At 36.5% G+C, this 21766-nt stretch carries 19 protein-coding genes, 2 tRNA genes and 1 pseudogene; 8 read left to right on the top strand and 14 right to left on the bottom strand.

Features of this window, described 5'->3' with window-relative positions:
• Positions 1-127: 127 nt before the first annotated feature.
• From ileS to C237_RS0104010, 4 genes are all read left to right on the top strand, one after another.
• Complete coding sequence (ileS, locus tag C237_RS0104025; RefSeq protein WP_018675212.1) at positions 128-3601, top strand: isoleucine--tRNA ligase; 3474 nt, start codon at positions 128-130, stop codon at positions 3599-3601.
• A gap of 52 nt (positions 3602-3653) precedes the next feature.
• A complete protein-coding gene (locus C237_RS0104020) occupies positions 3654-4034 on the top strand; it encodes a TraR/DksA family transcriptional regulator (protein WP_018675211.1) in 381 nt (126 codons plus the stop codon).
• Positions 4035-4159: 125 nt separating this feature from the next.
• Positions 4160-4798: a lipoprotein signal peptidase gene (locus C237_RS0104015; RefSeq protein WP_018675210.1), complete on the top strand. Its 639-nt coding sequence runs from the start codon at positions 4160-4162 to the stop codon at positions 4796-4798.
• A gap of 15 nt (positions 4799-4813) precedes the next feature.
• Positions 4814-5446: a SanA/YdcF family protein gene (locus tag C237_RS0104010; RefSeq protein WP_425413725.1), complete on the top strand. Its 633-nt coding sequence runs from the start codon at positions 4814-4816 to the stop codon at positions 5444-5446.
• On the opposite strand, the gene C237_RS0104005 is transcribed toward C237_RS0104010, so the two are convergent.
• Genes C237_RS0104005 through C237_RS0103995 form a run of 3 tightly spaced genes read right to left on the bottom strand, consistent with a single transcriptional unit; the run spans position 5443 to position 7438 of the window.
• Positions 5443-5811 carry a YraN family protein gene (locus C237_RS0104005; protein ID WP_018675208.1) on the bottom strand — a complete coding sequence of 123 codons (369 nt, stop codon included), beginning with the start codon at positions 5809-5811 and terminating at the stop codon, positions 5443-5445. The two genes, C237_RS0104010 and C237_RS0104005, sit on opposite strands and share 4 nt — an antisense overlap.
• Positions 5812-5817: 6 nt before the next feature.
• Positions 5818-6741 carry a S66 peptidase family protein gene (locus C237_RS0104000; RefSeq protein ID WP_018675207.1) on the bottom strand — a complete coding sequence of 308 codons (924 nt, stop codon included), beginning with the start codon at positions 6739-6741 and terminating at the stop codon, positions 5818-5820.
• Between the two features lie 7 nt (positions 6742-6748).
• On the bottom strand, positions 6749-7438 hold the full coding sequence (locus C237_RS0103995) for a LysE family translocator (protein ID WP_018675206.1): 690 nt from the start codon (positions 7436-7438) through the stop codon (positions 6749-6751).
• Between the two features lie 155 nt (positions 7439-7593).
• On the opposite strand from C237_RS0103995, the gene C237_RS0103990 reads away from it, so the two are divergent.
• On the top strand, positions 7594-9726 hold the full coding sequence (locus tag C237_RS0103990; protein WP_018675205.1) for a S46 family peptidase: 2133 nt from the start codon (positions 7594-7596) through the stop codon (positions 9724-9726).
• Between the two features lie 375 nt (positions 9727-10101).
• On the opposite strand, the gene C237_RS0103980 is transcribed toward C237_RS0103990, so the two are convergent.
• Together C237_RS0103980 and bcp are read right to left on the bottom strand one after the other, a co-directional pair.
• Positions 10102-12219: a prolyl oligopeptidase family serine peptidase gene (locus C237_RS0103980; RefSeq protein ID WP_026315477.1), complete on the bottom strand. Its 2118-nt coding sequence runs from the start codon at positions 12217-12219 to the stop codon at positions 10102-10104.
• 18 nt (positions 12220-12237) lie between these two features.
• Positions 12238-12687, bottom strand: coding sequence for a thioredoxin-dependent thiol peroxidase (bcp, locus tag C237_RS0103975; protein WP_018675202.1), 450 nt, complete (start codon positions 12685-12687; stop codon positions 12238-12240).
• 32 nt (positions 12688-12719) lie between these two features.
• On the opposite strand from bcp, the gene nth reads away from it, so the two are divergent.
• Together nth and C237_RS0103960 are read left to right on the top strand one after the other, a co-directional pair.
• Positions 12720-13343, top strand: coding sequence for an endonuclease III (gene nth, locus C237_RS0103970; protein WP_018675201.1), 624 nt, complete (start codon positions 12720-12722; stop codon positions 13341-13343).
• A 994-nt stretch (positions 13344-14337) separates the two neighbouring features.
• Positions 14338-14973 carry an ATP-binding cassette domain-containing protein gene (locus tag C237_RS0103960; RefSeq protein WP_018675198.1) on the top strand — a complete coding sequence of 212 codons (636 nt, stop codon included), beginning with the start codon at positions 14338-14340 and terminating at the stop codon, positions 14971-14973.
• Between the two features lie 57 nt (positions 14974-15030).
• On the opposite strand, the gene C237_RS0103955 is transcribed toward C237_RS0103960, so the two are convergent.
• The 8 genes and pseudogenes from C237_RS0103955 to rho all read right to left on the bottom strand — a co-directional run bounded on the left by C237_RS0103955 (position 15031) and on the right by rho (position 20726).
• Positions 15031-15105, bottom strand: a tRNA-Val gene (locus C237_RS0103955).
• Positions 15106-15109: 4 nt separating this feature from the next.
• Positions 15110-15184 (bottom strand) — tRNA-Val (locus C237_RS0103950).
• Positions 15185-15220: 36 nt separating this feature from the next.
• Complete coding sequence (locus tag C237_RS0103945) at positions 15221-16465, bottom strand: bifunctional folylpolyglutamate synthase/dihydrofolate synthase (protein WP_018675197.1); 1245 nt, start codon at positions 16463-16465, stop codon at positions 15221-15223.
• A 4-nt stretch (positions 16466-16469) separates the two neighbouring features.
• Positions 16470-16816 (bottom strand): annotated as a pseudogene (locus tag C237_RS14195) (DUF4870 domain-containing protein).
• Positions 16817-16856: 40 nt separating this feature from the next.
• Complete coding sequence (locus C237_RS13890; RefSeq protein WP_018675195.1) at positions 16857-17276, bottom strand: META domain-containing protein; 420 nt, start codon at positions 17274-17276, stop codon at positions 16857-16859.
• 14 nt (positions 17277-17290) lie between these two features.
• Positions 17291-18511: an aminotransferase class V-fold PLP-dependent enzyme gene (locus C237_RS0103930; protein ID WP_018675194.1), complete on the bottom strand. Its 1221-nt coding sequence runs from the start codon at positions 18509-18511 to the stop codon at positions 17291-17293.
• A 31-nt stretch (positions 18512-18542) separates the two neighbouring features.
• Positions 18543-19022: a hypothetical protein gene (locus C237_RS0103925; RefSeq protein ID WP_026315475.1), complete on the bottom strand. Its 480-nt coding sequence runs from the start codon at positions 19020-19022 to the stop codon at positions 18543-18545.
• Between the two features lie 18 nt (positions 19023-19040).
• Positions 19041-20726 (bottom strand): transcription termination factor Rho, encoded by a 1686-nt coding sequence (gene rho / locus C237_RS0103920; RefSeq protein ID WP_018675192.1) that lies wholly within the window; start codon positions 20724-20726, stop codon positions 19041-19043.
• Between the two features lie 175 nt (positions 20727-20901).
• Between rho and C237_RS0103915 the strand changes: the two genes are divergently transcribed.
• Positions 20902-21294: a DUF4293 family protein gene (locus C237_RS0103915; protein ID WP_018675191.1), complete on the top strand. Its 393-nt coding sequence runs from the start codon at positions 20902-20904 to the stop codon at positions 21292-21294.
• Positions 21295-21445: 151 nt separating this feature from the next.
• On the opposite strand, the gene C237_RS0103910 is transcribed toward C237_RS0103915, so the two are convergent.
• A partial coding sequence (locus tag C237_RS0103910; RefSeq protein WP_018675190.1) for a DUF4469 domain-containing protein occupies positions 21446-21766 on the bottom strand: 321 nt, incomplete at its 5' end.

The raw sequence follows: 21766 nt of genomic DNA, 5'->3' as shown, positions 1-21766 counted from the left end.
TACAAGGTTTAATATTTTAAAATAAAACTGAATGTAAGGTTAAAATTAGCCTAAAAAATCAATTCATATTAGTGTAAAAATCCGTATATTAGCGGACTATTTTAAATAAAAATAAAACGATTTGATAATGAACAAGTTTGCAGAATACAAAAATCTCAATCTCACAGATATAGCCCAAGGTATTGCTGAATTTTGGAAAGAAAATGAAACCTTTAAAAAATCGGTAAGCCACCGCGATGGACAGCCAGAATATGTTTTTTATGAAGGACCACCTTCTGCAAACGGGATGCCTGGTATCCACCATGTGATGGCAAGAGCATTGAAAGATATATTCTGCCGTTATCAAACCCAAAATGGGAAACAAGTGTTTAGAAAAGCGGGTTGGGACACACATGGATTGCCTGTGGAATTGGGTGTAGAGAAGGAATTAGGCATTACCAAAGAAGATATTGGCAAAAAAATCTCGGTAGAAGACTACAACCAAGCGTGTAGAGAAGCGGTAATGAAATACACCGATGTTTGGAACGACCTTACCGAAAAAATTGGTTATTGGGTAGACCTCAATCAGCCGTATATCACTTACCAGCCTAAATATATGGAAACGGTATGGTGGTTGCTAAAACAATTATACGATAAAAATTTAATCTATAAAGGCTATACCATTCAGCCTTATTCGCCTAAAGCAGGAACAGGACTTTCTTCTCACGAGTTAAATCAGCCGGGGACTTATAGGGATGTTTCTGATACTACAATTGTAGCGCAGTTTAAAGTAAAAAAATTATCAAATGTTTTAAGCGATAAATTGAATAATGCTACGAGTTGTAATATCGATTTAGAAAATGAAACTTGTGGAGGCGTTAATCATTGGGCAGAGTTTTCCAAAGCGGAACAAAAGCCTATCCATATTTTAGCATGGACAACTACGCCTTGGACTTTACCATCTAACACCGCTCTTGCCGTAGGTAGAGATATTGAGTATGTATTGGTAAAAACATTTAACCAATATACCCATGAACCTATCAACATTATTTTAGCTAAAGTTTTACTAACTAAAAATTTCGGAAAAAAGTTTGTTGAAGGTACAGAGGAAGATTTTAAAAACTATCAGCCTGAGCAAAAAACCATTCCTTATCAAATTTTAGCAGAATTTACTGGAGCGGATTTGGCAGGCACAGAGTACGAACAATTGGTGCCGTGGTTTAGCCCTGCTGAAGATGCAGATAAAGCCTTTAGAGTAATTCTAGGCGATTTCGTAACGACTGAAGATGGTACAGGTATCGTGCATATTGCGCCTACTTTTGGTGCTGATGATGCCCGTGTAGCTAAAGAAAACGGCATCCCACCAATGCTCATTAAAGATAATAACGATAATCTTGTGCCTTTAGTAGATTTACAAGGTAAATTTGTAGAAGGGGATAAAGTTCCAGAAGTATTCAGTGGAAAATACATAAAAAATGAATATTATGATGATGGAAAAGCCCCTGAAAAATCTTGGGATGTGGAAATGGCCATTCTTCTTAAAACAGAAAATAAAGCCTTTAAAGTTGAAAAATACCTCCACTCCTACCCTCACTGTTGGCGTACGGACAAGCCTGTACTCTACTATCCATTGGATTCTTGGTTTGTAAAGATGACTTCGGTTAAAAATCGTTTAGTAGAATTGAATAAAGGCATCAATTGGAAACCAAAATCTACAGGCGAAGGAAGATTTGCCAATTGGCTGGAAAATGTGAACGATTGGAATCTTTCGCGTTCTAGATATTGGGGTATTCCATTGCCTATATGGCGTACCGAAGACCTTAAAGAAGAAAAAATCATAGGTTCTGTAGAAGAATTAATCACAGAAATTAACAAGGCTATTGAAGCTGGGGTAATGGACAACAATCCTTTCCAAGACTTTGAAATTGGAAATATGTCCGAGGACAACTACGCGAAAATAGACCTTCATAAAAATATAGTAGATGCCATCACATTGGTATCAGACAGTGGCAAACCGATGAAACGCGAAAGCGATTTGATTGATGTATGGTTTGATTCTGGGTCTATGCCTTATGCACAATTGCATTATCCTTTTGAAAATAAGGACATGATAGACCGAAACAAGGCATTTCCAGCAGATTTCATCGCGGAAGGAGTTGACCAAACCAGAGGATGGTTCTATACCTTACACGCCATTGCCACCAGTGTATTTGATTCTGTGGCATACAAAAATGTAGTGTCTAATGGATTGGTGTTAGATAAAAATGGACAAAAAATGTCTAAACGATTGGGCAACGCCATAGATCCATTTGAGACCTTAGCGAAATACGGTCCTGATGCCACGCGTTGGTATATGATTTCTAATGCTAATCCTTGGGAAAATCTTAAGTTTGATTTAGATGGTATAGACGAGGTAAGAAGAAAATTCTTTGGGACACTTTATAATACTTATTCGTTCTTTGCATTGTATGCCAATGTAGACCAATTTTCTTATCAAGAAGCAGAGGTTGAAAACAGACCAGAAATCGACCGTTGGATTCTTTCTGAACTTCATATTTTAATTAAAGAGGTTAAAAAATTCTATGAAGATTATGAACCAACCAAAGTGGCAAGAGCCATCAATACTTTTGTGAATGATAACTTAAGTAACTGGTATGTAAGACTTTGTAGAAGAAGATTCTGGAAAGGGGATTATACAGAAGATAAAATTTCGGCATATCAAACGCTTTACACTTGTTTAGAAACGGTCGCCAAATTAGCCGCACCGATTGCCCCTTTCTTTATGGATAGACTCTACCAAGACTTAAATCATGCCACGAAGAAAGAAACCGCAGAGAGTGTTCACCTAACGGATTTCCCTAAGGTAAATGAAACCCTTATCGATACGGAACTGGTAGAGAAAACGCATTTGGCACAGCAAATTACTTCTATGGTATTTTCATTGAGGAAAAAAGAAAATATCAAGGTGCGTCAGCCACTTCAAAAAGTGATGATTCCAGTCTTGGATAAGAAAACAGGCAGTCAAATTTTAGCGGTTTCGGATTTAATAAAACAAGAAGTGAATGTAAAAGAGCTTCAACTCATTGATGCTGATGAAGCGGCAGACCTTATCGTAAAACAAATTAAACCTAATTTTAAGGCGCTTGGACCAAAATTAGGTAAAGATATGAAAACGGTAGCAGCAGAAATCAGTGCGTTTGACCAAGATAAAATTGCTGCTCTTGAAAAAGAAAATTCAGTAAAGGTTGGCGATTACGAGATTACGCTAGATGATGTGGAAATTACAACCAAAGATATCCCAGGTTGGACGGTAGCCAGCGAAGGGAAACTCACGGTGGCATTAGATTTGATGATTACCGAAGAACTTAAGGCTGAAGGGATTGCAAGAGAATTTATCAACCGTGTTCAGAACCTTAGAAAAGATAAAGATTTTGACTTAACGGATAAAATCAGCATTCAATTGAAACATGATAATCCGTTCTTGGAAGATCTTTTGCAAAATAAAGACTACATTTCTTCTGAGGTTTTATCCGATGATATAGAAGTAGTAGATGAAATTTCAAATGCAGATCCTATCGAAATAGATGAAGTGGCATTTGAGGTGGGAATTAAAAGAAAATAATTGCTCTAGGCAATAAAGTCTAGAATAATCGTTATAGTGAAAAACCAAAGTTATGGAAAAAGAAAGACAACGCTATAGTGACGAAGAATTACAAGAATTTAAGACACTTATAGAACAAAAAATTGAAAAGGCAGAGCGGGATTTAGCCCTTATCCGTCAGAATTTTATCAACGACCAAAATAATGGTACAGATGATACCTCCCCAACTTTTAAAGCTTTTGAGGAAGGTGCAGAAACGCTGAGTAAAGAGCAAAATGCCATTTTAGCAGGTCGACAAGAGAAATTCATTAGAGACCTTAAAAATGCATTAATCCGCATCCAAAACAAAACCTATGGGATTTGTAGAGAAACGGGGAATTTGATAGGCAAGGAGCGTTTAAAAGCGGTGCCTCATGCCACTTTAAGTATTGATGCTAAAAACAAACAGAAGTAATACAATCGTCGGAGGTATGACATTTTAAATTAAGTCCTTAGACTTAGTTGAACGGTCTATGACCCGATGCAATACTTCGATTATTTTAATTGAAACATAAGGTTTTAAAGCCAAAATAACCATACATGAAAAAAATAGCCATTGTTACCTTTTTGGTATTATTGCTAGACCAAGCCACTAAAATTTATGTCAAAACTCATTTTGAGCTCAATGAATCTATTTCTGCTTTTCCAGGGCTTAAACTCACTTTTGTAGAGAATCCTGGGATGGCTTATGGGTTTCAGTTTGGAGGGCTTATTGGTAAGTATTTTTTAGTCTTCACCAGAGTAATCTTGATTGGGCTGATGGTCTATGTTTTTAGAAAATGGATTAAAGAAGAGGCAGACAATTACCGACTGATTCCTGCGGCAATGGTATTTGCTGGGGCTATTGGTAATTTAATTGATGGGATGTTCTATGGTTTAATTTTCAACTCTGGAACCATCTATGATGATAGCCTTGGGCGTTGGATTGGCTATGAAGGGATTTCTCATCTAACGGCTTTTGGACATGGGTATTCTCATTTTTTAAAGGGCTGTGTGGTAGATATGTTTCATTTTGATTGGGTCGATTGGTGGGTGCCAGAACAGTGGCCGATTATTGGGGGAACGCATATTCAGTTTTTTAAATATATTTTTAATGTGGCTGATGCAGCGATAACCGTAGGGGTGGCTCTACTGTATCTTTTTAGAAGGCGTGCGTTTCCGAATGGACTAAATTTTTAGTATACTGTGAAAATCATTAAGACCTTTGGAATATTATTTCTTATTTTTATACTGCTAAGTGGGTTGGCATTATGGCTTTCTAATTTAATCATTGAACAGAATTCTAAGGCTTATATTAGCTATGATATATCTCAACTTCCAAATAAAAAAGTAGGCTTAGTATTAGGCACAAGCAGAAATTTGACAAATGGTAATATTAATCTATTCTTTAAAAATAGGATAGAGGCCGCAGCAGAATTATATCGTTCAGGAAAAGTAAAATATTTAATTGTAAGTGGCGATAATTCTCAAAAAGATTACAACGAAACCCAAGACATGAAATTGGATCTAATAGCCATGGGAATTCCTGAAGACCATATTTTTGAAGATTTTGCTGGATTTAGAACCTTAGATTCTGTGGTAAGAGTAGAGGATATTTTTGGGCAACAATCGTTTATTATCATTTCTCAAAAATTTCATAACGAAAGAGCGGTTTATTTAGCTAGACAACACGGATTAGAGGCTTATGGTTATAATGCTAAAGAAGTTTATATGAAGATAAGCCCAAAAACCTATATCCGAGAATATTTTGCTAGAGTAAAAGTATTTTTCGATTTGTTGTTCGGTGTAGAGCCGAAATTTAGTGGGGAAAAAGTTAATATTCCTTAGAAATCAATACTTTCAAAAGCATTTTCTATATGATTGATTTGCAGTGTTCCGTCAGGTTGTTTTAAAACAGTAATGATATCAAACCTGACTTCTAAATCATCGGGGAAAGTTTTCATAAATTCATCGGTAGCAGAAATCAAAAGTTTGATTTTCTTTTTATTAACAGCTTCTTGTGGCTCTATCAAAGTATCATTCTGCCGAGCTTTTACCTCAACGATTACCAATTGATTTTCATAGCGTGTGATAAGGTCTATCTCGGCTTTCTGAAAGCGATAATTTTGGGTAATGATTTGATAGCCTTTTTTCTTTAAATAATCGGCAGCATATAGTTCCGCTAACTTTCCAAAATCGTTGTGTTCTGCCATATTAAACTACTTAAGGGTAACTTGTTGTTCGGAAACCTCTAGCGTCATATTTTTACCAATAATTAAAGGTAAATTATGATGGATATGTCCATTTGGAAAGCCATAGAGAATAGGAAAGTCGTAGTGTTTTACCCGTTCTGAAATGATTTGATACGCCATAGCATCAAAACTTTCTTCATACTGAGGATTGTCTTTTTCATTGCCCATATAAATCATGCCGCCCACTACTAGACCTTTAATTTTTCTAAATACGCCTGCCAAATCCAAAGACACCATCATTCTATCTAAAGCATAGAAGTTCTCACCAATTTCTTCGATGAATAATATCTTATCTTTAAAATCAAAAGAATAGCGACTACCCAATAAGGCATGGATTAAAGATAAATTGCCCCCCACTAAAATACCTTCCGCACTCCCCTTTTGATTTAAAGGATGCGGTGTAATATTATATTCGGGTGTTTTACCTTTTAAAATAGAGAAAATAGCCTCAAAAGAATCTTCCGTTACCCCAAATGATGAGATTTTAAGGGTTTGTCCATGAATGCTCGCAAAACCATTTTTTAATAAATAACTTTGGATTACGGTATTATCCGAATACCCAATATACCACTTTGGCGAAGTTCTAAATTTTGACAATTTGAGATGTCTTAACAAATGCTGACAACCGTAGCCGCCTCTTGTTGCCCATATAGCCTTTGCTTCTTGTTGAGAAAATGCCCAGTTGAGGTCGGCAATGCGTTCTTTTTCCGTTCCAGAATAGAGGTAGCTTTTATCATAAGTCCCTAAGCAGTGCGGACTTAAAATAGGTTCGTAGCCTCTATTTTGTATAAGTTCTAAGGTAGATTCAATCTGCTCAAACTTAACTGCTCCAGCAGGGGAAACAATGGCAATTTTATCACCTTTTTTTAGGGTAGGAGAGAAGTGTATCATTTGGATTTTAAGAATGTTTAATGGTGTCTTTTACATAGCCGCTTCGTTCTAATTCATGGTCGAATTGGTTGAATTTTTTAAAACTTTGCATGAATATAAAGATGCTGATAATGAGTAAGATTATGCCTACACCGTTACGGATATAATTAGCAATTCTTTGCGTTAATTTATAGTGGAATTGTTTTGCCAGTAAGATTTTTATCAAGTCGATGCCGACATAAGTCGCAAGCATAATGCCAATGTATAAGGAAAATTCATAAGGATTAGGGTAAGAATTTCTAACAGAAATCACGGTAACTAGCCAAAACAGTACCACCCCAATATTAATAATGTTTAAGAAAAATCCATTGAGGAAAGTTTTAAAATAGTTTTTTTGATAGATAATTTTTTGTTCCCCTTCAATATGCATTTTCGCTTTAGAGGCAATCATAAAAATTCCGTAAGAAAAGATAATCAACGCGGTAATTCTGTAAAAACTAGGGTGTTTGTCTATGAGTTCTACCAAATCATCGCTGGCAAAATAAGCGGCTAATATACAAAGCAAGTCTGCTGATATCACACCCAAATCTAAGGCTAAGGCATGGCGCGGACCTCTAGAAAAACTGGTTTCTATAAGTAAGAAAAAGATGGGCCCTATAAAGACTAAACTAAGCATTAATCCTAGTCCTATTGCCGAAAAAATAAGTTCTAACCACATAATTTTATAATATCCTTAAACATCATTTAAATGGTAAAATTAGTAAAAAAATAAGAAATCGGATATTTTAGATTTTAGTGAAAGTTAAAAACCCTCAATTTGGCGTATTACAGATTAATGTTTATCTTAGCGTTTAAAATATAAATACAAATTTTATGAAAAGATTATTGCTTGCACTCACATTTATGTTGAGTTTTGTACAAATGAAAGCAGATGAAGGTATGTGGCTTCTGATGCTGGTTAAGCGACTCAATGGAGTTGATATGCAGAAGGAAGGTCTGCACCTAACGCCAGAAGAAATTTACTCAGTTAACCATTCTAGTTTAAAAGATGCTATTGTAAGTTTTGGGGGCTTCTGTACTGGGGAAATTGTATCGCCTGAAGGGCTTATTTTTACCAACCACCACTGTGGCTACGGTAGCATTGCCGCACTTTCTACACCAGAAAAAGATCATTTAACGAACGGCTTCTGGGCAATGAAGAAGAAAGATGAACTGAACTCTAAAGGACTTTATGTAAGATTTTTAGAGAGAATGGGGGATGCAACGGAAAGAATTAATTCCAAACTTAATAATGATATGTCTGCGGAGGAAAGAGCAGCCATCATCAAAGCAGAATACGATGCCATTAAAGCAGAAAACTCTGAAAATGGAAAATATACCGTAGTGGTGAAGGATTTCTTTAATGGAAATGAGTTTTATTATTTCGTATATAGAGATTATAAGGATGTTCGTTTAGTAGGGACACCACCTGCTTCATTAGGTAAATATGGTGGCGATACCGATAACTGGGAGTGGCCAAGACATACCGCAGATTTTAGTATTTTCCGTGTTTATGCAGATAAAGATGGAAACCCTGCGGAATACAATATTAACAATGTTCCTATGAAGCCTAAGCACTTTTTACCAGTTTCCTTAAAAGGTGTAAAACCAGGAGATTTTGCGATGATTTTAGGTTATCCAGGTAGAACCAACCGTTATTTGACTTCTTATGGTATTTCTCAGATGGTTAACAAAGACTATCCAGCGTGGGTAGAGGCGTCAAAAGCCGCTATGGATGTAATGAAGAAGTATATGGATAAAGATGATGCTACAAGATTAAACTATGCATCTCAATATGCTTCGGTGGCTAACTATTGGAAAAATAGAGCAGGTACCATAGAGGCTGTGAATAAAAATGGAACCATTAGCGAGAAACAAAACCTAGAGAAAAAATATCTTGAATGGGCATCTCAGCCAGAGCATGCTAAAACTTACGCTTATGTACTAGACCAAATTAAAGATTATTATGGTAAAGTTTCGGATAGAAATGTTGAGAGAAATTACAATGCGATACTTCAAAGAAACGCTAAATATATTGGAGTGGCGTATCGTTTAGGAAATCTTCTAAAAACTTATGCAGAGCAAGATGCAACTTCCCAAGCGAAAATGAAACCAGAGGTAGAAAAAGCCATCAATGAGTTTTATGAGCATTTCAATACTGAGCTAGAAGGAGATATGCTAGTAACTCTTACCAATCTTTATAAAGCAAGAGTAGCTAAGGAAGTTCAAAATACAGCGTTGCTGAATGCTGAACCTAAAGCTCTAGCCATGATGGCGTTTCAATCTGTATTTGCCAACAAGTCAGCAGCTTCAAACTTCTTAAATCAACCTAATTTGGATCGGCTAAAGAGTGATAAACTTTACACTTGGGTCAATACTTATGTTGATGAGCAAAAAAATCAAGGAGAGAAATACAGCGCAATAGAAGAAAGTTTTGATAAAAATACTAGACTATTCTTAAACGGATTAATGAAGTCTCAGCCTGAGAAGAAATTCTATCCAGACGCCAACTCTACTATGCGTTTAACTTACGGTACGGTAGACACTTTACCTATCCGTTCCGATAGAAATTATTATGGTGTAACCAATAATTATTATACCACTATGGAAGGAATGATCGGGAAATATAAAAAAAATGATCCAGAATTTGATTTGCCTCAGCGAGTGCTAAAATTATATAAAAACAAAGACTTCGGTGTCTATGCAGATAAAGCAGGGTATATGCCAATTAATTTCCTTTCTAATAATGATATTACGGGAGGTAACTCTGGTTCACCAGTTATTAATGCAGACGGACATCTTATTGGTTTAGCATTTGATGGTAACAGTGAAGCCCTAAGTGGAGATATTGTATTTGAGCCAAAACTACAAAAAACCATCAACTTAGATGTAAGATTCTTACTTTGGGTAGTGGATAAATACGCAGGAGCAACCAATTTAATCGAAGAATTGCAACTAGTAAAATAATTGTTTTACTTTTCATAACTTTTGTCAAGTCTATCTATTTTTGGATAGACTTGATTTTTTATCAATACTACAAACTGATAAAAACACCCAACCTTACCAAGCAGATATAGAACCTTACCGTGCAGATAAGTAAAACATCCACTAAAACACCCAACCCTACCAAGTAGATATAGAACTTTACCATGCAGATAAGCAAACCTCCCACTAAAATACCCAACCCTACCAAGCAGATATAGAGCTTTACCGTGCAGATAAGCAAACTTCCTACTAAAATATCTAAACCGACAAGAGAGCAATTAAAACTTTCTATTTTAAAAACACCAAAGTCCGTATTTATACAGTAAAATACGGACTTTTTATAATACAGAGGAGCTATTACTTTCTTAAAGTTTTAAATCCCATTTCATACAATGCGAAACTTAATAGGTCTGCATTTTCACCGATTACTTGTTCGGTAGAGCGTCCTGCACCATGTCCTGCATTTACTTCTATACGCACTAAAATTGGATTGTTACAAGATTGTTTTTCCTGCAATTCTGCACCAAATTTAAAGGAATGTGCTGGTACCACACGGTCATCGTGGTCGCTGGTGATAATCATGGTAGAAGGGTAACATACGCCTTTTCTTACATTATGGACTGGCGAGTATGACTTTAAATATTCAAACATTTCTTTATTGTCTTGAGAAGTACCATAATCGTACGCCCAACCTGCACCAGCGGTAAAGGTGTGGTATCTTAGCATATCCAAAACACCTACCCCTGGGAATGCCACTTTGGCTAAGTCAGGGCGCATGGTCATAGTAGCACCTACTAATAATCCACCGTTAGAACGCCCAGAAAGTGCCATAAACTCTGGCGAGGTATAGCCTTTTTGTTGAAGGTATTCCCCTGCGGCGATAAAGTCATTAAACACATTTTTCTTTTGCATTTTCGTCCCTGCATCGTGCCATTCTTTACCATATTCTCCACCTCCGCGGATATTTGGCACGGCATAGATGCCACCATTGTCCATCCAAACGGCATTCACTACCGAGAATGATGGTCTTAGGCTAATGTTAAATCCTCCATAAGAATATAAAATCGTTGGGTTTTTACCATCTAATTTTATCCCTTTTTTATAATTAATGGTCATAGGGACTTTAGTACCATCTTTAGAGGTATAGAATATTTGTTCTGAAACATAATCTTCTGGATTAAACTTCACATTAGATTTTTGATAAACCGAAGAAACACCAGAATCTGCATCAAATTTATAAATGGTATTTGGCGTAATGTAGTTGGTAAAAGAATAGTATAATTCCTTTTCCTCTTGCTTTCCAGAGAATCCACCAGCCGTTCCCTTACCAGGTAAAGCGATTTCTCGGATTTTTTTACCATTATAGTCCAGTTGCTGAATTTGAGTCATGGCATCTTTCATATAGTTGGCAAAAATATAGCCGCCTCCCGTGGTTACGCTAAGTACATTTTCGGTTTCTGGAATTACATCTATCCATTGTTGCGGTTGGTTGATATTAAACTTTACCAAGCGCATATTGGGGGCATTTTTATCGGTTATCGCATAGATATAGTCACCTTTGGTATCTATTACATCAGTATTGACTTCGTAGCCTTTTTGGATAGGAATAAAATCGGTATTTCGTTTTAAATCTTTGATGTAAAGTTCATTGCCATTCGTAGCATTGGCAGCAGAAATGATGAGGTATCTTTGGTCATCAGAAACCGAAGCCCCCATATAGCGTCTTTTAAAATCTTCACCTCCGATGATAAGTTGGTCTTGAGACTGTGGTGTTCCTAGCTTATGGAAATAGATTTTGTGCATATCGGTTTTAGCAGAAAGCACACTGCCGTCGGGTTTATCATAGCTTGAGTAAAAGAAGCCTTCGTCGCCCAGCCAAGCTATACCACTGAATTTTATATCAACTAAAGTTTTGTCCAATTGCTTTTTAGTCAATGCATCTAAAATGATGATTTTGTTCCAATCGCTACCACCTTCGGAAATTTTGTAAGCCACTAGATTCCCTTTTTTATTAAAGGAAATACCCGCTAGCGAAGTGGTTCCATCTTTTGAAAATTGGTTAGGGTCTAGGAATACCTCGGTTTTACCAGATTTATCTTTTCTATAAAGTACGGACTGTGCTTGTAATCCATCGTTTTTATAGAAATAAGTGTAGTCGCCCTCTTTAAAAGGTGCAGAAATTTTTTCGTAATTCCAAATCTCTCTTAGTTGGTTTTTAATAGCTTCTCTAAAAGGGATTTTGGAAAGATAGTTTTGGGTAAAAGCAACCTCGCGTTGTACCCAATCTTTGGTATCTTCGGCTCTGTCGTCTTCTAGCCAACGGTAAGGGTCTTGAATTTGAGTGCCAAAATAAGTATCGGTATGATTTACTTTTTTAGTTTTGGGATAAGTCATTGCAGTACTGGAATTTTGTTGAACGCTACAAGATGCTAAGGCTATCGTTGCAGCACCCAGACATAAAGTTTTTAGTTTCATAAAGTGTTAGGTTTTAGATTAGTCGTTTAAAATTTGAGCGGCGTGGTCTTTGGTTTTCACATTCTCGATGATTCTGGTACACACGCCATTTTCATCAAAAATAAAGGTTTTTCTTACGATACCCATAAATTCTTTACCCATAAATTTTTTAAGTTGCCATACGCCAAAGGCTTCGATGAGGTGTCGCTCTTCATCAGCCATTAAATCAAAAGGGAAAGAAAATTTATCGTGAAATTTTTTCTGTTTGCTTACAGGGTCTGCACTTACGCCGAGTAGGGCATAGCCTTGTTTTTTTAACTCTGAATAATTATCGCTAAGGTTGCAAGCTTCTGCGGTACACCCAGGCGTATTGGCTTTAGGATAGAAAAATACAATTAATTTTTTACCTTTAAAATCGGCAGAGGTGATGGTTTTGCCCTCTTGATTTTGTCCCTCAAAATCGGGGAGTTTGTCGCCTATGTTTATCATAATGTTTATTTTTGTTCCAAATTTAGTTTAAAATGACCAAAAAACAAAGAGCCGAAATTGTCTTAAGAGAATTAGAGCAACTTTATCCCGAGACGCCCATCCCTTTAGACCATAAAGACCCTTATACTTTGCTGGTAGCCGTAGCACTTTCTGCACAAACCACCGATAAAAAGGTAAATGAAGTGACCCCAAAACTCTTTGAAGTTGCAGATACGCCCTTTAAAATGAAAGATTTAGAGGTGACGGAAATTAAAGAATTAATTAAAGAAATAGGACTGTCTAATACCAAGGCGAAAAATTTAAAAGCCATGGCAGAACTTTTGGTAGAAAGACATGAGGGTGTGGTTCCTCAGACTTTTGAAGAGTTAGAGGCATTGCCTGGTGTAGGTCATAAAACAGCATCTGTGGTGATGAGCCAAGCCTTTGGGGTGCCAGCATTTCCTGTGGATACGCATATCCACCGTTTAATGAAACAATGGAAATTAACTTCTGGAAAAAATGTAACAGAAACAGAAAAAGATGCGAAAAAACTATTCCCAAAAGACAAATGGAATACGCTGCACCTGCAAATTATCTTTTATGGTAGGGAATATTCCCCAGCCAGAGGCAATGGCGAAAAGGATTTTATAACACCGTTGTTATTTAAAAAATCTTAGGTTTTAAATTTTGAGGCAATTATTTCGCTTAATTGCCTCAAAAAATTACTATATTTGAGGCGAATAATTTGAATTACTACCTTAATGTGACTAATATTGTTTTCAAAATTTTCCCATCATTTTATTTTTAGAATCAATCAAGGGTTTAGAATATTTAATCTGAATACTAAGGTCAGTTCGCCTATTTTACTTATTTTAGGACTGTTGATTTCTGTAAAATTGCCAGCGGCTCATTATTACCCGCTGGTGTTCTTTGCAATGAGCGTTATATTTCACTTCAACAGGAAAGATATTCCTTTTCTAAAAAAAGTATTTGTTAGAAGTTGGAGGATGATTTTTTATTTAGAATCGGCGTTGATATATGGTTTCTTTTTAGTGAGTAATATTCATTATAAAATGGAACGCCTTGGGTGGTCTATATTTTTAGTTTTAATACTATTTTTCATTTTATTATCCTAAAAATAGAGTTCAAGTAGATATAAAATGGAATTTTGTACCCAATGCTTTATTTGAATGGCGAAGCTTTTTAAGGAAGCATACATGGATTTTTATTTTGTGTTATGCTTTGGTTATTTTATCGGATTATCATGCATCCTCATTGATATTATTTGGACTATTGATTTCGGGCTATTTTCAAAATATTTTTGAAAATAATGAAAGTAAAGAGATGCTAGAAATGTACTTTAAAACCTATTCTTTTGATGATAAAATAAAATTGAATATGAGGTTTTTAATTATTTGCTATTACCTACTTATCTCTTATTTTTGGTGTTAAATCATGAGTCTAGCCTTTATTTAATTTATTATTTCCTTTTTATGAACACTTATTTTTTGCTTGTTTTGAAGCGGAAATATAAAATGTACCATCACAAAAACTTTCATTATTTGGATATGGGGACTTCTCTAGTGTATTTTTTATACTGTATAACCATAGTCTCAGCGTGGTTTGTAATCATTAAAAATAGAAAATTAGCCAAGCAAAATATTAGTAATTATGTTGGAAGTTAAAGATTTACAGGTTAGCTTTAATAAGTATCTAGTGCTAGATGGGCTTAATTTAAAAGTTGAGCTAGGAAGCGTTCTCGGGTTATTGGGTAAAAATGGAGCTGGTAAAACGACTTTTTTTGAAAGCCTATACCGAAATATAAAATTTTCAGGCACTATTACCCTTCATCATCAGCGTTTGAAACGCGAGCAGGTATCCTATCTAGAAACAGAGAATTACTTTTATCCTTATATTACAGGGAAAGAGTATCTTGCTTATTTTTCAACTAAAAATAATACAAAAGTTGAGGAATGGATTAAGGAGTTCAGACTTCCACTAAATCAATATGTTCAAGACTATTCTAGTGGTATGAAGAAAAAACTGGCACTTCTGGGAATGCTACTATTAGATAAGCCAATTAATATTTTAGATGAACCCTTTAATGGCGTTGATTTTGAAGGGGTTCATATCCTATATGATATTATAAATCACTTAAAATCAGAAGATAAAATAGTTTTAGTCAGTTCTCATATTATTGAAACTTTATTCCATACTTGCGATAATATTGCTATCTTGGAGCAGGGTAGTGTGGATAGGATTTATCATAAATCCGAATTTGATAAATTGGGTAATTTTAAGTTTTAAAAATAAATCGGTTTATTTAAAATAAAAAACCTCAGCAATGTTGCTGAGGTTTTGTTGTGGGCTCTGAGGGATTCGAACCCCCGACCCTCTGGGTGTAAACCAGATGCTCTGAACCAACTGAGCTAAGAGCCCTTAGTGGGCGGTGAGGGATTCGAACCCCCGACCCTCTGGGTGTAAACCAGATGCTCTGAACCAACTGAGCTAACCGCCCTCAAATTTTTTCATTTGAGTGGTGCAAATATACAAGTTATTTGTCAATTGACAAATTTTTTTCTAAAAATTCTCCCACTACAAAATTACTTCCGCCTATAAATATCATCTCTTCTGCCTTACATAAGGCTTTTGCGGCGATATAACCTTCATCTACACTACTAAAAATTCTATAATTAAGTTGGGCATTTTTGAGTAGTGGCTCATAGCATTTTGGTGACTGTCCTCTACTGATGGCAGGTGTTACAAAATAATAGGTCGCCTCTTTGGGTAATAGCGGAATGATAGCGTCTACTTTTTTATCCTTTACAAAACCGAGTACGATATGTTGATGCTGGGGGTATTGTTCAAGTTGTTGCAACACGGCTTCTAGACCTGCTTGGTTATGTCCCGTATCACAAATGGTTAATGGCTCATGAGAAAATTCATACCACCGACCGATAAACCCCGTATGGCTCTGAACCTGCTGTAAGCCTTTTGCGAGATTGGTATCGCTTATATTGAAGCCTAGATTTCTTAATTGTTCGATTGCCGCTATAGCAACTCTGATATTTTTTCTTTGATAATTACCGTTTAAATCAGAGGCTAAGGCTGTTTTAATTGTTGTGGCATCTATAAACGGAGCATTTCGGCTGTTTGCAATATTTTGAAATATGGTCTTAATATTGGGCTTTTCTTCACCTGAAATTATGGGGGTATGAGGCTTTATAATCCCCGCCTTTTCTACGGCAATTTTTTCTAAAGTCTCGCCCAAAATATCCTGATGGTCTAGGGCTACATTGGTAATTGCCGTTAAGATAGGATTTAGCAAATTAGTCGCATCTAGCCTGCCGCCTAGTCCCGTTTCTATGATGGCTATATCTACCTTCTGTTGCTTAAAGTATTCAAATGCCATTACCGTTGTAAACTCAAAAAACGAAGGGCGAATATCTTTGGGTAGTTGTTTGAGTTCTTGTATAAATTGAAATACAAAATCCTGATGGGCTTGCGTTCCATTGACCTTGATGCGTTCGGTAAAATGGATTAAATGTGGCGAATTATATAACCCTACTTTATAGCCTGCCTCTTGCAATACTGCGGCAATCATGTTACTGGTAGAGCCTTTACCATTAGTCCCTGCGATATGCACAGATTTAAAATGCTGCTGCGGATTACCAAAATACTCACAGAGTTTTTTAATATTGTCTAGTCCAGGTTTATATGCCTTTTTGCCATCTACCTGATAGTTGGGCATCTGCTTATAAAGCCAATCGAGGGCTTCGCTATAATCTTGAGCCGTCATAAATTTATTTAACCAATCTTATAGTTAATGGATAGTGTACAGGTCGTCCATCTTTAGCATTGATGGCTTGGATTATAGGGACAATAATGGAAACCAAACCAATACCAATCAATAAAAATATTCCGATAAAGATGAAGCATAGCGGAATACATATCAATACCGCTATAAACATAGTAATTTGAAAATTAATGACTTCTTTGGCTTGTTGGTCAAGGTTTTGGACCTCTTTTTAATTAACCAAATGATAATGGGTGCGACTAAGCCCCCAAAACCCGTGACAAAATTAAGCAACTGGGATAGATGTAGAAGGAATAAAATATCGCGGTCTTCTTTTTTAAATGTAGGTTCCATATCATTAAAATTTTACCAAATATAAGTTTTTTAGACTAATTTAATCCCAATCTTCTGCCACTAATTTTATGGTTTTGCCATTAGGATGATAAAGGGTTAAAAAATGACCTTTTATTTTATAACGGTTTAAGGTTGGTAGTAGCTCTACCCATTGCTGTTCTAGTTTAGAATTAGCGGATTTAGGAATACCTAAGGGAATAATACTCACCTTTTTACCATTAAGAAATTCTATTCTAAAATAATGTTTTTTACCATCAATAGAAATAAAATATTGATGAGGATTGGTCATCGTAGGACTCATATTGAGATAGGCTTGATGAGCCATTAAATCCTGCTTTTTATAACCTTGAAATTCTACCAGCATCCACTTTTTTTGAAATTGATAGGGTAGAGGAGCTACTGAAGTACACCCTAAATAAAGCAGTAAGATGAATAGATAGTAACACCATTTTAATTTCATAATTAATGTGTATTTTATGCCAACATTCTTTGGGCTTTTTTCAAACCTTCGATGAGAGTATCCACTTCTTCTAAAGTATTATAAATAGCAAAACTCGCCCTTACCGTTCCTGCAATATTAAAATAATCCATAATCGGCTGCGTGCAGTGGTGTCCCGTCCTTACGGCAATGCCTATTTTATCCAAAATCATTCCCACATCCGAAGCAATACCCACGCCTTCTAAGTTAAACGATACAGCGCCTACCCTTGGGGCTTTTTCGCCATAAATCCTTAGCCCTTCTATGGTTTTTAGTTGTTTTTGAGCGTAATCTATCAATGCTGTTTCGTGGGACTGAAGGGTTTCGTGTCCTATTTCTAACATAAAATCTACCGCCGCACCTAGTGCGATATTTCCGCCTACATTTGGCGTCCCTGCTTCAAATTTAAAAGGTAAGCCTGCATAAGTTGTCCCGTCGAAGGAGCAAGTGGCAATCATCTCGCCACCACCGTGGAATGGCGATAGCGTTTCTAAAACTTTTTCTTTCCCATAGAGAATCCCCGTTCCCATTGGCGCATACATTTTATGACCTGAAAACACAAAGAAATCGCAGTCCATTGCTTGAACATCTACTTTAAAATGTGGAATGGATTGTGCCCCATCAATTAAGATGAACGCATTGGATAATTCTCTTGTTTTCTGGATAATGGTATCAATAGGATTAATGATTCCTAAGGCGTTAGATACTTGGTTAACGGCTACCAATTTGGTTTTTTCTGATAACCATTCGTCTAAGACTTGCGTTTGTAATCTACCTTGTTCATCCATAGGAATGACTTTCAGTTTAGCTCCCGTTCTTTCGCAAAGCATTTGCCAAGGCACAATATTCGAGTGGTGTTCCAAATACGAAATGATGACTTCATCGTCTTGCTTAATTTGCGAAGTCAGTGCATAAGCGATTAGATTAATCCCTTCGGTTGTTCCTTTGGTAAAAATCACTTCATAGTCGTGCTGTGCATTAATGAAATGTTGCACTTTTTTTCGAGCCTCTTCCATCGCTTCCGTTGCCCATTGGCTTAGGGTATGGATGCCTCTGTGAACATTAGCGTTTAATTTTGTATAATAATTTTCGCAGGCTTTAAGAACGGATAATGGCTTCTGAGAAGTCGCGGCATTATCTAAATACACTAAGGGCTTGCCATTAATGGTTTGGTCTAAAATAGGAAACTGCTGGCGTATCTGCTGGATATTCTGCATGGTTGAGGTTTTAAAACCTCAAAGTTAAGATTTATTTCTTAAATACCACCAATGGAATATTAAGCGTAAAGTTGAAATTAAACCCTTTCATCACTTTGCCATTTAGGGTTTGATTAGGAATTTGGAAGCCATAGCCCCCCTTAAAATCCATTAACCCAAAAATACTGATGCCTGCTTTGGGTGTGATATATTTAGTGGTTGCTTCGGCACCGAGTAGGAAATAATAAGAATGTCTAAGGCTTTTTCCTTTTTGAAAATTTAAAAGAATATCGCCTTGTAACTTAGGCAAAACGGCTATTTTTCCGTGGCTACTGCCCACCAATGCACTGCCACCCATGCGATAGAGCACATCATCTTTTTCTAAAAATAAGAAGGTTGCACCAACTTCCCCAAAATTAGAATTTTGATAGTCGTAGCCAACTTTTAGCATAGGGTGCATGGTGAACTGGGCTTTGGTAAGCCCTACCATACTGATGATTAAAAAGAAAAATAGCCGTTTTGTAAAGTTCATTTTTTTAGTATTTAAGGCTTATTTGTTCATAGACATTAAGAACTCTTCGTTATTTAAAGTCCCTTTCATATGTTTTTGTACAAATTCCATCGCTTCAACAGGGTTCATATCAGATAGATATTTTCTAAGAATCCACATGCGTTGCTGGGTTAGGTCGTCGTGAAGAATATCGTCTCTACGCGTGCTGGAAGCCGTTAAATCCACAGCTGGGAATATACGGCGGTTGGCTATTTTTCTATCCAATACCAATTCCATATTCCCCGTTCCTTTAAATTCTTCAAAAATTACTTCGTCCATCTTGGAACCTGTGTCTATTAATGCTGTGGCAATAATCGTTAATGAACCGCCGCCTTCAATTTTTCTTGCGGCACCGAAGAAGCGTTTTGGTTTATGGAGTGCATTGGCATCTACCCCACCAGAAAGAATTTTTCCCGATGCTGGCGTTACGGTATTGTAGGCTCTTGCCAATCTGGTGATAGAATCCAAAAGAATCACCACATCATGTCCGCACTCTACCATTCTTTGGGCTTTAGAAAGTACTAAGTTCGCCACTTTTACATGTTTATCCGCAGATTCATCAAAGGTAGAAGCAATCACTTCTGCATTAACGCTACGCTGCATATCGGTTACCTCTTCTGGACGCTCGTCAATCAAAAGAATCATCATATACGCTTCTGGATGATTGGCAGAAATGGAGTTGGCAATTTCTTTAAGGAGCATAGTTTTACCCGTTTTAGGTTGGGCTACTATCATGGCTCTTTGCCCTTTACCAATCGGTGCAAACAGGTCTACTACTCTCGTGGAAAGCGTAGCATTATTGCCTACCAAATTGAATTTTTCTTGAGGGAATAATGGCGTTAAATGTTCAAAACCTACTCTGTCTTTAATAAAACTTAGGTCTCTGCCATTGACTTCGATAGGTTTTTGAAGTGAGAAATACTTTTCGCCTTCTTTTGGGAGTCTTACAAAGCCTTTTACGGTATCGCCCGTTTTTAGTCCATAGTTTCTAATTTGGTTGGTAGAGACATAGACATCATCTGGCGAAGAAATATAATTAAAGTCTGCCGAACGCAAGAAACCATAGTTGTCTGGAAGAATTTCTAAAACGCCTTCTATCGTAACCAAATTATCAAAGTTGAATGATTTTTCTGGTGTAGCGTCTTCTTTTTTAGATTGGTTATTTTTTCGTCCTTTATTGTTTGCGTTGGTTTTTGCCGATGTGTTGGATTGGTCTTTACCACTATTTTCTTGAGTGCTTTCAGAAGGGGTGTCGGCAGTATTTTTGGAAGTTGCAGGCTCTGTTTTCTTTTTCGTTCTGCCTCTTTGGGTATTTCTAGTAGGCTTTTCTTCCTTTGTATTGTCTTTTGCCTCAGGTTCAGCGGCTGGTTCTTTGGTTTCTTTTTCCTCTACTTTAGCTGTTGATTCAGCATTGGGAGTAGCGTCTTCCTGTTTTTTAGGCATTCGTTTTCGTTTTGTAGTAGTTCTCGCTGGTGTTTTTTTAGTCGCTTGGTCGTCGGGCGTTTCAGCGGGTGCTTTGGCATCTAGGTATTCCTTTATTTTGTCCTGATTTACGGCTTGGAAGTCTAGGATAGCATAGATTTTTTCTTTTGCTGTGCTACCTCTTTTAGTTTTAACACCTAAATCTTTAGTAATTTGAGTAATCTCCGATGCGGATTTTGACTCAAGGCTTTCAAAATCAAACATATAATGTTCTTTTTTCTATAATTTGTTTAGTAATAATCAATTTTGGTAATGATTTAAAAACACACCCAGAAATGGTGGCTTTCTAATAGTTAATGTTGCAAATCTACACTATTTTTCGGAATTACAAAAAAATATTAGTACTTTTGCCATTCAAATTATTTATAACGATCATAAAATGCTACAAAGAATACAGACGGTTTGGTTAGTTTTAGCGACTTTAGGAGGTTTATTTCTCTTTATTACAGGGAGGGATGTGGCGTTGTTTGGAATGGGAAACCTAAGTGTTTTACTCGGCTGTGTTGCGCTTATTGTATTAGGAGGTTATAGTATTTTTAGTTATAAAAACAGAACAAGACAATTGATGCTGAACAACATCAGCATTTTTATAAACGCTTTGTTGATCGGTTTATTGTCTTACTGGCTACTCAACTTACCTGGAGGAATGGATTTTCCTGAGAAAGGTATTGAGCCGCTATTTCCGTTGATCGCTATAGTATGTTTGCTGATTGCCAACATCTATATCCGCAGAGACGACAGGCTCGTAAAATCTGTAGACAGACTTCGATAAACTCACAACGATTTATTTTGAGTGAAAACGACTCCCTAATTTTTAGAGAGTCGTTTTTATTTATCATAAGGGAAATATGGTATATTATCGTAGGGTACTATTCCCTATACTCGTAGGGAACACCATCATAGGTACTGAGGGAAGCTTCCCTCTATCCAATGACTACCGTAGTTGCTAATACTCCTACCCTTGGTTCTTTTACTTGAGTGCCACCTTTGGCATATTGTGTGAGGACACTCACTTCATAATTACCACTCGCTAAATCTGCAGGAACTAATATCAATAATCTTGAAGGCTCATTAAGGACGATGTTTTCCATAGGGAGTTTGGTTTCTTGGTTGTTGTCTAAGTTTTTAAAGACAATGCCGTTTTTAGGGTCGCTGCCCTCTACCTTAATATAAGTCCCTTTGATTTCAGCGTTTTTACCTTTGGTCAGTGTACCGTCTGTATTGCCTGTGGCTTTATCGGTAAT

Origin of the sequence: Riemerella columbina DSM 16469 (assembly GCF_000374405.1) — a bacterium.
Taxonomy (GTDB): domain Bacteria; phylum Bacteroidota; class Bacteroidia; order Flavobacteriales; family Weeksellaceae; genus Riemerella; species Riemerella columbina.
This window is presented reverse-complemented; position numbering and strand designations above follow the sequence as displayed.